Raw genomic sequence first — 14,296 nt, 5'->3', positions numbered from 1 at the left:
CTATAACTCAACAGTGGCCAAAGGGCTTTTCCGGCACCTGGCGTTCTGAGTGGCCTCTATGTCGTTGCACGCCGTGCGCCCCAAGATCCTGGGTTTTATCCGTGAAGATGTTTCGGCCTGGCTGGTCGCGCTGTTGGCATTGCTCGTAGGCGGGATTCTCACGGGATTGCTGGCCTGGGCGACATTCAATCAATTTCATCAGCAATTGCGGCAACGTTTCCAGCTGCTCGCCAGTGAACGTTACAGCCGTATCGAAGAACGTTTCGAAGATCAGGAGCAGCGCCTCGACGGTCTGCGCCGGTTCTTCGTCCATTCAGAATCGGTGTCCCGCGAAGAATTCGACGGTTACGCCAAGCCTCTTTTGCATCGCACCCAGGCCTACTCCTGGGCCCCCCGGGTTTCCCACGCCGAACGACCGCTGCTTGAGCGCGCGGTGCGTGAGGAAGGCTTGGACGATTTCATCTTTCGCGAGCTCAACGCCGAGGGTCAGTTGCAACCGGCCGGCTTGCGAGATGAGTACGTGCCCGTGCTCTACACCCAAACCCAGAGCCATCTGCCTACGCCACTGGGTTACGACCTGCTGGCCCAACCCCTGCGTCGTTCGACCCTGGAACGGGCCGATCGCCACGGCAACATGGCCGTGTCGCAACCGTTGCATCTGGTAGGCATCGAGCCCGCCTATTCGCGGGGCGTGTTGCTGGTAGCACCGGTCATCCATCGGAACATCCCAAACGCTGCGCCCGCCGGCTATGTGATGGCGGTGATCAGCATGCGCCAGCTGCTGGCGGACGGGCTGCCGGACGAGAATCTTGACTCTCTCTCGGTGCGAATCCTCGACTTGTCCACCGATGATCAGCGTGAAGTGTTGTATGAGTCGACTAATACGGTGGGGGCCAGTGACTTGTCCTCGACACGTTTACTACGTCTGGCCGACCATGATTATCAAGTGGATATGCGTCCCAGCGCTGCGTTTCTGAACGCCAACCATTCCTCGGTGGCCAGCCTGGTGGTGCTCGGTGGTTTGCTCAGCCTGCTGCTCAGTGTGTTTCTCTATGTGTTGGTCAGCCAGCGCCAGCGAGCGCTGAAAATGGTAGAGCAGCGGACCCGGGAACTGCATGACCGTGAGCAGGAATTGCGCGGCACCCATGGCCAGTTGCGCGGGGTGCTGGATGCCGCGACTCAGGTGGCGATTATCGCCACTGACTTGCGTGGAGTGATTAACACCTTCAACGCCGGTGCAGAGCAAATGCTTGGTTACACCAGTGCTCAGGTCGTCGGCCATATGACCCTGGAAAGCCTGCACCTGGCCCGGGAACTCGAAGCGCGCTCGGCCGAGTTGAGCGCGCGCTATGGCAAGCCCATCCCGACGTGTCAGGCGATGCTGGTCGAAGGCGGGAAAGAGGGCGGTCATGAAGCCCGGGAGTGGACGCTGGTCCGCGGCGACGGCAGCCATTTGACGGTGAATATGCTGGCGACCCCGGTCCTTGATGAGCAAGGCTTGTGGGTTGGGCACCTGACGATCTGTATCGACATCACTGAACGCAAACGGGTCTACGAGGCTCTGGCCGCACGGGACCTGTTACTGAAGAAACTCAGCGCCCATGTGCCCGGCGGGATCTACCAGTTCAAGATGGAATTCGATGGGCGCTTCAGTGTGATCTACGCCAGCGACGGTATTCGCGATATCTACGAACTTGAGCCGGACGTACTGTTGCTCAACGCCGAAGCGGTGTTCGCGCGGATTCATCCGCAAGACACGCGTCGGGTTCGCGCATCGATCCAGGCCTCGGCGGACAACCTCAGTCCCTGGCGCGAGGAATATCGCGTGCAGTTGCCCCAGCGTGGTCTGCGCTGGGTCCGCGGTGAGGCGACGCCGGAGGAACTGCCCGGTGGCGGTGTGCTCTGGCATGGCTACATTTCGGACATCTCCGACCTCAAGCGTGTGGAAGAGGAATTGCGTGCACTGTCGGTGACCGACTCCCTGACCGGGATCCATAACCGTCGTTATTTCCAGGAGCGCCTGACCACCGAAATGGCCCGGGTCGAGCGCGGCGGTGGCGAGTTGTCAGTGATCATGCTCGACATCGATCACTTCAAGCGCATCAACGATCTGCACGGGCATGCCGTGGGTGATCGGGTATTGCAGGCCGTGTGCGAGCGCATTGGCGGTCGCTTGCGGCGCACGGATGTGTTCTGTCGTCTGGGCGGCGAAGAATTCATGGTGCTCTGTCCGGATATCGACGGCGAACAGGCTTATGTGCTGGCCGTGCAATTGTGGCAAGGGTTGCGCAGTGCGCCGATCGACGAGGTCGGGATCGTCACCGCGAGTTTCGGGATTGCCAGCTGGCGTGCCGGAGAGGGTGTGGATGCGCTGCTGTTGCGGGCCGACTCAGGGGTGTATGCAGCGAAACAGGCAGGACGGGATCGGGTTGAGGGGCAGATGAGCTAAGGCAGCATGCGGACCCTGTGGGAGCGAGTTGTCGAGGGGGCTTGCCCCCGTTGGGTTGCGAAGCAGCCCCAAAATCTCTGATGCAGCAAAGATCTTGTGAGTGCTGCGCACTCAAACGGGGGCAAGCCCCCTCACCACACAAGCCCGCTCCCACATTTTTTGATCTCCAGTGTCTGGACGATCGGGTTACAACACCGAAGCCGTTTCCGGCAATTTCGGCTGGCGATACAGGTCCAGCAGCACCTGATCCAGCACCGAAGAGGCGCCAAACGGTGCCTTGTCGTTGAGGATCGCCACCACCGCCCAGGTATTGCCATTGATGTCGCGGCTGTAGCCGGAGATGGCGCGCACGGTGTTCAAGGTGCCGGTCTTGACGTGGGCTTCACCGCGCATCGCGGTGGTCTTCAGCCGTTTGCGCATGGTGCCGTCGGTGCCGGCAATGGGCATCGAGCTGATGAACTCGGCGGAATACGGGCTGCGCCAGGCGGCTTGCAGCATCGCGGCCATTTCACGGGCGCTCACGCGCTCGGCGCGGGACAGGCCGGAGCCGTTCTCCATCACCAGATGCGGCGCGGTGATGCCTTTGCGTGCCAGCCATTGACGCACCACGCGCTGAGCCGCCTTGGCGTCGTCACCGTCGGCGTCGGTGCGGAACTTCTGGCCCAGGCTCAGGAACAACTGCTGAGCCATGGTGTTGTTGCTGTATTTGTTGATGTCGCGAATGATTTCCGCCAGGTCTGGCGAATAGGCCCGGGCCAGTACCTTGGCATTGCGCGGTGTCGGTGACAGGCGATCCTGGCCCTGGATGCTACCGCCCAATTCCTTCCAGATCGCCCGCACAGCGCCAGCGGTGTAGGTCGCGTGATCAAGCAGCGACAGGTAGGTCTGGGAACTGCAACCTTCGCCCAACTGGCCGCCGACGGTCACGGTCACGCTGCCATCAGCCTGGGGCACCGGGTTGTAACGCACGCCACCAGTGCATTGCTTGGAGTTGAGCGCCTTGACCTGATTGTCGATGCGAATGCTGGCAATCGGTGGCTCGACCGACACCAGGACCTTGCCCGAGTCGTTGCGGGCCACGAAGCGCAGGGCCTTGAGGTTGACCAGCAGCGCGTCGGGCTTGACCAGGAACGGCTTGTTATCGTCGTTGCCGTCGTCATTGAACTCAGGCAGCTGCGGTTGCACGAAGAAGCCGCGGTCCAGCACCAGGTCGCCGGTGACCTGGGTCACGCCGTTGGCGCGCAAGTCGCGCATCAGCAGCCAGAGTTTTTCCATGTTGAGTTTCGGATCGCCGCCACCCTTGAGGTAGAGGTTGCCGTTGAGGATGCCGCCGCTGAGGGTGCCGTCGGTGTAGAACTCGGTTTTCCACTGGTGGTTCGGGCCGAGCATTTCCAGCGCGGCGTACGTGGTCACCAGTTTCATGGTCGAAGCCGGGTTGACCGAAACGTCCGCGTTATGAAGGGTTGGGGTGCCGGGGCCGTTGAGCGGGATCATTACCAGCGACAGGGCATTGCTCTGCAATTTGCTGGCCTTGAGGGCCTTTTCGACGTTGGGCGACAGGGCGGTGTTGATCGAAGCGGCGGAAACGGGGAAGGCCAGGGGCAAAAGAAGACTGGCCAGCAGCAATGGACGCAAAGATTTGATCATTTGAAATAAAACCCTACAGCCGAGGGGAAAAAAGACGAGGGCATGGAAATAAATTCCCTCAGCGGTCATGAAAGTGTCGGCATTATGCCCCAAGGTGCAACAGCTTGTGCCTTACCCCGGTCGTCTAATCCGCTATTTTTTTACCGACGGTAGGTGTAGCGCTGTTCCGAGGCGGGCAATCGGCGCCTTAAACTGCTAAAGTGCGGCCCGTTATTACTTATGAGGATTGTTCCAATGGCGACTAACCGTTCCCAGCGTCTGCGCAAAAAACTGTGCGTCGATGAATTTCAAGAGCTGGGTTTCGAACTGAACCTGGATTTCAAAGAAGATTTGGCTGATGAAGCCATTGATGCTTTCCTCGACGCGTTCCTGAAAGAAGCCATGGAAGCCAACGGTCTGGGCTATGTGGGCGGCGACGACTTCGGTCTGGTTTGCCTGCAGAAGCGTGGCTCGGTCTCCGAAGAGCAGCGTGCCGCTGTTGAAGCCTGGCTCAAAGGCCGCAGCGAACTGACCGAAGCAACCGTCAGCCCGCTGATCGACGTCTGGTACCCGGAAAAGCCGATCAATCCGGTAGCTTGATGTTCTAAAAAAACGGCGACCCAAGGGTCGCCGTTTTTTTTTGTGAAGGTTGAAGGATCGCAGCCTCGTTTCACTCGACAGCTCCTACAGGGCAACGCATGCGATGGCAGGCGCTGTGTAGGAGCTGTCGAGTACAACGAGGCTGCGATCTTTTAGTCGCCCCGCCAATTCAAGATCAATAACGTCAACACCCCCGCCACAATCCCCCAAAACGCCGAACCGATGGAAAATAGCGTCAACCCCGACGCCGTGACCATAAAGGTAATCAGCGCGGCTTCCCGTTCCTGCACTTGCGCCATGGCAATGCTCAACCCATTGATGATTGAGCCGAACAGCGCCAGCGCGGCAATCGACAGCACCAGTTCTTTAGGCAGTGCGGCAAACAACGCCGCCAGCGTCGCGCCGAACACCCCGGCAATCCCGTAGAAAATCCCGCACCAGACGGCAGCCGTGTAGCGCTTGTTGCGATCTTCATGGGCATGCGGCCCGGTGCAGATTGCCGCGCTGATGGCGGCCAGGTTGATCCCATGGGAGCCGAAAGGCGCCAACAGCAACGAGGCAATGCCGGTGGTGGTGATCAGCGGTGAGGCCGGCACGTTGTAGCCATCGGCGCGCAATACGGCTATACCCGGCATGTTCTGCGAGGTCATCGCCACCACGAACAGCGGAATGCCAATGCTGATGGTCGCGGCCAGGGAGAAATGCGGTGTAGTCCAGACCGGTGTCGCGACTTCCAGATGGAAGCCACTGAAATCCAGCAACCCCATAAACCCTGACAGCACAGTGCCGATCAACAGCGCGGCGAGCACGGCGTAGCGCGGCGACAGGCGTTTAACCACTAGATAGGTGAAGAACATCCCCAGGACCAGCGCAGTGCGGTGCTGGGCGGCGACGAAAATCTCGCTGCCGATCTTGAACAAAATACCCGCCAGCAACGCCGCCGCCAACGAGGCCGGAATCCTTTTCACCAGCCGTTCGAAACTGCCGGTCAGGCCGCAGATAGTCACCAGCACCGCGCAAGTGATGTAGGCACCAATGGCCTCGCCGTAGCTGACACCGCCAAGGCTGGTGATCAGCAACGCCGCGCCGGGGGTCGACCAGGCGATGGTGATCGGGGTGCGGTAGCGCAAGGACAAGCCGATCGAGCACACCGCCATGCCGATAGAGATCGCCCAGATCCACGACGAAATCTGTCCACTGCTCAGGCCCGCTGCTTGCCCGGCCTGGAACATCAGCACCAGTGAGCTGGTGTAGCCGGTCATCATGGCAATGAACCCGGCGACAATGGCCGAGGGGGATGTGTCAGTCAGAGGGCGAAGCTGCGTGTGCGTGGCGTCGGTCATGACAGCGGTGTTCCTTGTTCTGATAAAGATGTCCGTAGCCGCTGAACCCTGTAGGAGCGAGGCTTGCCCGCGAAGGCGTCATGTCATTCAACATTGATATCGACTGACACTGCGCCTTCGCGGGCAAGCCTCGCTCCTACAGGGGATCGCGTTGAGCAGCGGATTCTGCGTTCAAGCCTAAACTGAAAAGTAACCGGTCGTTGCTATACAGCGAGGGCGACAAACAGCCGTACAGTCGTGTTGCCACCTTCCATTGTGTACAATCGCGGTGTTTTTTACGCGATACTTGCCAGCGACCCACTGTGCCGTATTACAGTCACGGTCAATTCGCCGCAGTTCTCCCGACTCGAGTGCCCATGAACGAACAGTTGCAACCCCTCAAGAAACAACCGCGAGCAGGCAAAGCCGGGCGCAGCGGAACCCAGGACGATATTGTCTATGCGCATATCTTCGAGGCCATTCTCGAACAGCGTCTGGCGCCCGGCACCAAGTTGAGCGAAGAAGCGCTGGGGGAAATTTTCGGGGTCAGCCGCACCATCATTCGCCGCGCGCTGTCCCGTCTGGCCCATGAAGGCGTGGTATTGCTGCGACCGAATCGTGGCGCGGTCGTCGCCAGCCCGAGTGTCGAAGAGGCCCGTCAGGTGTTTCTGGCGCGGCGTCTGGTGGAACGGGCGATTACTGAATTGGCGGTGCAGCACGCCACCGCCGAGCAACTTCTCGAATTGCGGCAGATGGTCAATGACGAGCGCGACAGTTTTTCCCGTGGCGATCGTGGGGCCGGTATCCGTCTGTCCGGCGAGTTCCATTTGAAACTGGCCGAAGCGGCAAAAAATGCCCCGCTGATCAGCTTCCAGCGCAGCCTGGTGTCCCAGACTTCATTGATCATCGCCCAGTACGAAAGCGGCAACCGTTCCCACTGTTCTTACGATGAACACACTCAATTGATCGACGCCATCGAGGCGCGAGACACGACGCTGGCGGTGGATTTGATGATGCATCACATGGATCACATCGACAGCAAGCTCAACCTCGACGAAGAAAGCGCGTCGGATGATCTGCATGCGGTGTTTTCGCATTTGTTGCAGACCAAAAAGCCTGGGCGTTCAACAGCCAAGCTCTGACTTCCTGACGCTGATCGTTCCCCCGCAACCAACGATTGCGGGGGATTTTTTATGCCCGTAAAACCTAACGCTGATGCACCAGATTCCCCGCCGCATACGTCTGCAGAACAGTCCGGTCATCCCCCAGCGTCATCAATACAAACAACGTCTCGGCAATGTTATTGGCCTGTTTCAGGCGATAGCCGAGCAGTGGCGTGGCGTTGTAGTCCAGCACCAGGAAGTCCGCGTCGGTGCCCGGTTGCAAGGTACCGATCTTGTTTTCCAGACGCAGCGCGCGAGCGCCGCCGAGGGTGGCCAGGTACAGCGACTTGAACGGGCTCAGTCGCGCGCCTTGCAGTTGCATGACTTTGTAGGCTTCGTTCAGGGTTTGCAGCAGCGAGAAGCTGGTGCCGCCCCCGACATCGGTACCGAGGCCGACATTGAGTTTGTGCTTCTCGGCCATTGGCAGGTTGAACAGACCGCTGCCAAGGAAGAAGTTGGAGGTCGGGCAGAAGGCGATCGCCGAGCCGGTTTGCGCCAGCCGCGCGCACTCGTCGTCGCACAGGTGCACGCCGTGAGCAAACACCGAGCGTTCACCGAGCAATTGGTAGTGATCGTAGACATCCAGGTAGCCTTTACGCTCCGGGAACAGTGCCTTGACCCACTCGATTTCCTTGAGGTTCTCGCTGATGTGGGTCTGCATGTACAGATCCGGGTATTCGCTGAGCAACTGGCCGGCGAGGGTCAGTTGTTCCGGTGTGCTGGTCGGTGCAAAACGCGGAGTGACCGCATAGTGCAGGCGACCCTTGCCGTGCCAGCGCTCGATCAGCGCCTTGCTTTCGATGTAGCTCGATTCGGCGGTGTCGGTCAGGTAGTCCGGCGCGTTGCGGTCCATCATCACCTTGCCGGCGATCATTCGCAGGTCCAGCTGTTCGGCGGCCTCGAAGAACGAGTTCACCGACTGCGGATGCACGCTGCCGAACACCAGCGCCGTGGTGGTGCCGTTGCGCAGCAGTTCCTTGATGAAAATGTCTGCCACTTCATCGGCGTGGACCTTGTCGGCGAACTGGCTTTCGCACGGGAAGGTGTAGGTATTGAGCCAATCCAGCAGCTGTTCGCCATAGGCGCCGACCATGCCGGTTTGTGGCAAGTGAATGTGGGTATCAATGAAGCCCGGGGTGATCAAGGCGTCCTGATAATGCGTGATCTGGATATCGGCCGGCAGGGTCGGCAGCAATTCGCTGGCATGGCCGATGGCGCTGATGCGGCCGTTGTCGACCACCAGCAGGCCGTCTTCGAAATACTCGTACGAAGCTTCGATACCCACTTCGGCGGGGTCGGCGATGCTGTGCAGGAGGGCGGCGCGGTAGGCTTTGCGAGTCAGAGGCATGGGGGTTCTCAATGAGTTCGAAGCTTTTAGTTCGAAGCTTTTAGTTCGAAGCTTGGCTGCGGCGTGAAACAGGCAGCAGTTTGGCGATCGATGATCCGGCGCTGGCGGTGTGCTGGCCGAAATTCGCGTTATAGGTGGCGATGATTTCGCCGGCGATGGAGATGGCGATTTCCACAGGCAACTTGCCTTTGACTTCGCCGATGCCCATCGGGCAGCGCATGCGTTGCAGCACGGCGCTGTCGAAACCGCGGTCACGCAGGCGATGTTCGAACTTCACCCGTTTGGTCTTCGAACCGATCAGGCCGAAGTAGGCGAAGTCGTTGCGCTTGAGGATCGCCGCAGTGAGTTCGAGGTCGAGTTGATGGTTGTGGGTCATGACGATGCAGTAACTGCCGGCGGGCAGGTCGTCGACTTCATCCACCGGTTCTTCAGTGACGATTTTGCGCACGGCGTGGGGGATCTGCTCGGGGAATTCAGCTTCCCGCGAGTCGATCCAGCGCACCCGACAGGGCAGGCTGGCGAGCAGCGGCACCAGCGCCCGGCCGACGTGGCCGGCGCCGAACACAGCGATCTGCGCCTGGACCTGGCCCATCGGTTCGAACAGCAATACGGTCACGCCACCGCAGCACTGGCCCAGGCTGGCGCCGAGGCTGAAGCGCTCAAGGTGGGTGTCCTGCTTGCCGCTGGCAAGCATCTCGCGGCCGATCTGCATGGCCTTGTATTCCAGATGCCCACCACCGATGGTGTCGAAGGTTTGCGTGGCGCTGATGACCATCTTCGAGCCGGCATTACGCGGCGTCGAGCCGAGCTCTTCGATGATGGTCACCAACACACAGGGTTCACCCCGGGTTTGCAGGTCGGCGAGGGCGTCGATCCAGTTGTACATGTTTTCACCCCTACAACATTGTTGTCTGTTCGGGCCTCATCGCGGGCAAGCCACGCTCCCACAAGGATTGCATCGTACCTGTGGGAGCTGGCTTGCCTGCGATGACCGCGACGCGGTTTTACAGCGAAGCCAACTCGACTTCAGCCTCAACAGGCTTCAAAGCCTTCAACTGCCGCATCTGCTCGCAGCCCCACAACACCCGCTCCGGGGTCGCCGGTGCGTCGATTTTCGGTTGATGCCGGTAGTCGGCCAAACTGGCCACGGCGTCCTTGATCGCGCACCACGCGGCAATACCGAGCATGAACGGCGGCTCACCCACGGCCTTGGAATGGAACACCGTGTCTTCCGGGTTCTTGCGGTTTTCCACCAGCTTCACCCGCAGGTCCAATGGCATGTCTGCCACCGCCGGGATTTTGTAGCTGGCCGGGCCGTTGGTCATCAGTTTGCCCTTGTTGTTCCACACCAGTTCTTCCATGGTCAGCCAGCCCATGCCCTGGATGAAACCACCCTCGACCTGACCGATGTCGATCGCCGGGTTCAGAGAGTCGCCGACGTCATGCAGAATGTCGGTGCGCAGCATTTTGTACTCGCCAGTCAAGGTATCGACGATCACCTCGGCGCAGGCTGCACCGAAGGCGTAGTAATAGAACGGCCGCCCCCGCGCCTGGCTGCGGTCATAGTAAATTTTCGGAGTCTTGTAGAAGCCGGTACTCGACAGTGAAACCTGAGCGAAATACGCCTGCTGGATCAGCGCTTCAAACGTCAGGATATGATCGCGAACCCGCACATGACCGTTGTGGAATTCCACGTCTTCTTCGCTGACCTTGTACTGCCGCGCGGCGAATTCCACCAGGCGTCTCTTGATGATTTCAGCCGCGTTTTGTGCCGCTTTACCATTGAGGTCGGCGCCACTGGAAGCCGCGGTTGGCGAAGTGTTCGGGACTTTGTCGGTGTTGGTTGCGGTGATCTGCACGCGGTCCATTTCCACCTGGAACACTTCAGCCACGACTTGCGCAACCTTGGTGTTCAGACCCTGGCCCATTTCAGTGCCGCCATGGTTCAGATGGATGCTGCCGTCGGTGTAGATATGGATCAGTGCGCCGGCCTGATTGAGGAAGCTGGCGGTGAAGGAAATACCGAATTTCACCGGGGTCAGCGCCAAGCCCTTTTTCAGGATCGGGCTGTTGGCGTTGTAGCGACGGATCGCTTCGCGACGCTCGGCGTACTGACTGCTTGCTTCCAGTTCGGCGGTCATTTCCTCGAGCATGTTGTGCTCGACGGTCTGGTAGTAATGGGTGACGTTGCGCTCGGTCTTGCCATAGTAATTGGCCTTGCGCACGGCCAGTGGGTCGAGGCCCAAATGGCGGGCAATCGCGTCCATCACTTCTTCGATGGCGACCATGCCTTGCGGGCCGCCGAAACCACGGTAAGCGGTGTTCGACGCGGTGTTGGTTTTGCAGCGGTGACCGTTGATGGTCGCGTCGCCCAAATAGTACGAGTTGTCGGCATGGAACATCGCGCGGTCGACAATCGATGCCGACAAATCCGGTGAGCAGCCGCAGTTGCCGGCCAGTTCCAGCGCAATGCCATGCAGGCGGCCGGTGCTGTCGAAGCCCACGTCGTACTCGACGTAGAACGGGTGGCGCTTGCCGGTCATCAGCATGTCTTCGACACGCGGCAGGCGCATTTTGGTCGGCTGACCGGTCAGGTGCGCAATCACCGCGCACAGGCACGCCGGGCTTGCCGCTTGAGTTTCCTTGCCGCCGAAACCACCGCCCATGCGGCGCATGTCGACGACGATCTTGTTCATCGACACATCCAGCACTTCCGCCACCAGCTTCTGTACTTCGGTGGGGTTCTGGGTCGAGCAGTAAACGATCATGCCGCCGTCTTCGGTTGGCATCACCGACGAGATCTGGGTTTCGAGATAGAAGTGTTCCTGGCCGCCGATGTGCAGCGTGCCTTGAATGCGATGTTCGGCAGTAGAAAGCGCGGTGGCCGAATCGCCACGCTTGTGGGTATGGCTGTCGAGCACGAAATGGCGTTTGCGCAGAGCCTCAACCACATCCAGAACCGGTTCCAGATCTTCATATTCGATGATCGCGGCCATCGCTGCTTTACGCGCGGTTTCCAGGTCTTTCGCCGCCACGGCGAGTACCGGTTGACCGACGAATTGCACGTCGTCGATGGCCAGCAACGGATCGCCCGGCAACAGTGGGCCGATGTCTTTCAGGCCTGGCACATCTTCGTGAGTAATGGCGATGCGCACGCCTTCGAAGGCATAGCAGGGCTTGGTGTCGATGCTGATGATTTTCGCGTGGGCGCGGTCCGACAGCCGTGCGTAAACGTGTAGCTGATTGGGGAATTCCAGCCGATCGTCGATGTACTGCGCTTCACCGGACACATGCTTGTCGGCGCTGTCGTGCTTGACGCTACGGCCGACACCGGTGCTCAGGTCCTTGGCGAACAATTCAGCCAGTTCGGCTTGGGTCTTCTCTACAGCGTGATGATTAGACATAAGCGGTCACCCGAGTCTCGATGTGCGGTGTTTGCAGTTCGATGAAGTATTTACGCAGCAGATTCTGCGCGCTGAGCAGGCGGTATTCCTTGCTGGCGCGGAAGTCCGAGAGCGGCGTGAAGTCTTCGGCCAATGCAGCGCAGGCGCGTTCGACGGTGGCGCTGTTGAACGGTGCGCCAACCAGCGCGGCTTCGCAGTTCTTCGCGCGTTTTGGAGTGGCCGCCATGCCGCCGAAGGCGACGCGGGCGTCAGCGATCACGCCGGAGTCGATGCGCAGGTTGAATGCAGCACAGACTGCGGAAATGTCATCGTCCAGACGCTTGGATACCTTATAGGCGCGGAACAGTTGTTCAACGCTGGCGCGTGGAACAATGATCTTTTCGATGAACTCGCTTTCCTGACGCGCGGTCACCCGGTAATCGATGAAGTAGTCTTCCAGGGCCATGGTGCGGCGGGTTTCGCCTTTGCACAGGACGATCTGCGCGCCGAGGGCGATCAGCAGCGGTGGTGAGTCGCCAATTGGCGAGGCGTTACCGATGTTGCCGCCCAACGTGCCCTGGTTGCGAATCTGCAAGGACGCGAAGCGTTGCAGCAATTCACCGAAATCCGGGTACTCGGCCTTCAAGGCGTCGTAGCAATCGGAGAGGGCGGTAGCGGCGCCGATTTCCAGGCGATCGTCGAAGCGTTCGATGCGTTTCATTTCAGCGACGTTGCCCACGTAGATCATCACCGGCAAGGTGCGGTGGAACTGGGTGACCTCCAGCGCCAGGTCGGTGCCGCCGGCCAGCAAGCGGGCCTGTGGATAAGCATCGTAGAGGTCCGCCAGATCGGCCACGGTCAGCGGCACCAGGCAGCGTTTGTCGCCACTGTTGAGTTCGCCGATATCGGTGGGAGCGATGGCTTTCAGGCGAGCGATAGTGTCCGCTTCGCGAGCATCGAACTGGTCAGGTTGTTTGCCGCAGCAAGATTGCTCGGCAGCGGCCAGGATCGGCCGATAACCGGTGCAGCGGCAGAGATTGCCGGCCAGGGCTTCGTGGGCTTTATGAGAATCGGGTGCGTCGCTGTTCTTTTGCAGCGCAAACAGCGACATCACGAAGCCCGGCGTGCAGAACCCGCACTGCGAACCATGGCACTCGACCATGGCTTTTTGCACGCTGTGCAGCTCGCCCTGGTGCTTGAGGTCTTCGACGCTGATCAGTTGCTTGCCGTGCAGGGAGGAAACGAACGTCAGGCACGAGTTGAGGCTGCGATAGCGAATGTGTTCGCGGCCATCGTCGGTCGTCAGCAACTCGCCGACCACCACGGTGCAGGCGCCACAGTCACCGCTGGCGCAGCCTTCTTTGGTGCCGGGTTTGCCCACATGGTCGCGCAGGTAATTGAGCACGGTCAGGTTCGGGTCCAGGGCATGCTCGCTACGGAGTTCCTGGTTGAGTAAAAACTGGATCACGGAAGGCCTCGCAAACTCATTATTGTTGTTAACCGACATGAGCCGAATTTATCAGGTCTGACTTTTCGGTCAATGATTTTCTGACTTAAAGGTCAGGAAATTGCATTTTGTCGATCAACGACTCGTTCCTTCATTATTGACCCTCACGGGATCGCTTGCCTTTTGCGTGAATCTTGCGCGAATCGTGCCAAAAACCGCTGAGTGGGCACTCCGCCATGACCGATCAATTGCGCTACACTGCGCCGCTTGTGCAGATCGAAGAGTTTGAAGGACAACCATGACGTTCAAGGCGCCGGACAGCCTCGCCGAGCAAATCGCTCACCACCTCGCCGAACGTATCATTCACGGCGAAATGAAGCCGGGGGAGCGCATCCAGGAACAGAAGGTCACGCTGGCCCTCAATGTCAGCCGCGGTTCAGTCCGTGAAGCTTTGCTGATCCTTGAGCGCCGCCACCTGATCGCGATTTTGCCGCGACGTGGCGCCCACGTGACCGAACTGACGGCGCACAAGGTGCAGAGCCTGTGCACGCTGATGAGCGAGTTGTACATTCTGCTCGGCAATGCCGTGGCCAGCGGCTGGCACGTCCAGGCCGACATGGCGCCGTTCCTGGAGATCCAGCAGCGCCTGACCGCCAGCTACGAGCGCCAGGACATCCGCACGTTCGTCGACGACAGCTTCAGCGTGATGCGCGCCGCCTATCCGTTCGCCAACAACCCGTACTTGCAGGAAACCGTCGAGAATCTGCAGCCGGCCATGAGCCGCGCGTATTTTCTGGCGCTGGATCAGCGCAAAGCCTCGATGAGCGAGTTCCTCGAGCTGTTTGAACGTTTGCTCGCTGCCGTGCTGGCTCGTGACCTTCCTCAGATCCGCGTGGTGCTGACGGCGTATGCCCAGCGCAGTTGCGATCTGGTGATTTCTGCCCTGACGGTCGCTTAA

Annotated in this window: 10 protein-coding genes; 4 read left to right on the top strand and 6 right to left on the bottom strand. The window is 59.8% G+C overall.

Features of this window, described 5'->3' with window-relative positions:
• Window positions 1–58 precede the first annotated feature (58 nt).
• Window positions 59–2,449, top strand: a complete 2,391-nt coding sequence (locus tag BZL43_RS22200) for a GGDEF domain-containing protein (protein WP_095634279.1) — start codon at window positions 59–61, stop codon at window positions 2,447–2,449.
• A 186-nt stretch (window positions 2,450–2,635) separates the two neighbouring features.
• Here BZL43_RS22200 and dacB read toward each other — a convergent pair whose 3' ends face one another.
• Window positions 2,636–4,096, bottom strand: a complete 1,461-nt coding sequence (gene dacB / locus BZL43_RS22195) for a D-alanyl-D-alanine carboxypeptidase/D-alanyl-D-alanine-endopeptidase (RefSeq protein WP_095634278.1) — start codon at window positions 4,094–4,096, stop codon at window positions 2,636–2,638.
• A gap of 234 nt (window positions 4,097–4,330) precedes the next feature.
• Here dacB and BZL43_RS22190 point away from each other — a divergent pair, with 234 nt between their 5' ends.
• The gene (locus BZL43_RS22190) at window positions 4,331–4,675 is read left to right on the top strand and encodes a YggL family protein (protein ID WP_007896965.1); all 345 of its coding nucleotides are present in this window, start codon (window positions 4,331–4,333) and stop codon (window positions 4,673–4,675) included.
• A gap of 152 nt (window positions 4,676–4,827) precedes the next feature.
• On the opposite strand, the gene BZL43_RS22185 is transcribed toward BZL43_RS22190, so the two are convergent.
• Window positions 4,828–6,018 carry a benzoate/H(+) symporter BenE family transporter gene (locus BZL43_RS22185; protein ID WP_095634277.1) on the bottom strand — a complete coding sequence of 397 codons (1,191 nt, stop codon included), beginning with the start codon at window positions 6,016–6,018 and terminating at the stop codon, window positions 4,828–4,830.
• 356 nt (window positions 6,019–6,374) lie between these two features.
• Here BZL43_RS22185 and BZL43_RS22180 point away from each other — a divergent pair, with 356 nt between their 5' ends.
• Complete coding sequence (locus tag BZL43_RS22180; RefSeq protein ID WP_095634276.1) at window positions 6,375–7,139, top strand: GntR family transcriptional regulator; 765 nt, start codon at window positions 6,375–6,377, stop codon at window positions 7,137–7,139.
• Window positions 7,140–7,203: 64 nt separating this feature from the next.
• Here the strand turns inward: BZL43_RS22180 and guaD are convergent, their stop codons facing one another.
• The 4 genes from guaD to xdhA all read right to left on the bottom strand — a co-directional run bounded on the left by guaD (window position 7,204) and on the right by xdhA (window position 13,359).
• Window positions 7,204–8,508, bottom strand: coding sequence for a guanine deaminase (gene guaD / locus BZL43_RS22175; protein WP_095634275.1), 1,305 nt, complete (start codon window positions 8,506–8,508; stop codon window positions 7,204–7,206).
• Between the two features lie 40 nt (window positions 8,509–8,548).
• On the bottom strand, window positions 8,549–9,394 hold the full coding sequence (gene xdhC, locus BZL43_RS22170; protein ID WP_095634274.1) for a xanthine dehydrogenase accessory protein XdhC: 846 nt from the start codon (window positions 9,392–9,394) through the stop codon (window positions 8,549–8,551).
• 118 nt (window positions 9,395–9,512) lie between these two features.
• Window positions 9,513–11,912: a xanthine dehydrogenase molybdopterin binding subunit gene (gene xdhB, locus BZL43_RS22165; protein ID WP_095634273.1), complete on the bottom strand. Its 2,400-nt coding sequence runs from the start codon at window positions 11,910–11,912 to the stop codon at window positions 9,513–9,515.
• Entirely contained in the window at window positions 11,905–13,359 is a 1,455-nt protein-coding gene (gene xdhA, locus BZL43_RS22160; protein ID WP_095634272.1) for a xanthine dehydrogenase small subunit, read from the bottom strand. Before xdhA ends, xdhB begins: the two co-directional genes overlap by 8 nt.
• A gap of 277 nt (window positions 13,360–13,636) precedes the next feature.
• Here xdhA and BZL43_RS22155 point away from each other — a divergent pair, with 277 nt between their 5' ends.
• Window positions 13,637–14,296: a GntR family transcriptional regulator gene (locus BZL43_RS22155; protein ID WP_095634271.1), complete on the top strand. Its 660-nt coding sequence runs from the start codon at window positions 13,637–13,639 to the stop codon at window positions 14,294–14,296.

It is taken from the genome of Pseudomonas sp. PICF141, from assembly GCF_002286815.1.
Lineage (GTDB): Bacteria > Pseudomonadota > Gammaproteobacteria > Pseudomonadales > Pseudomonadaceae > Aquipseudomonas.
Note: the sequence above shows the minus strand (reverse complement) of the source record. Positions and strands in the feature narration are given on the sequence as shown.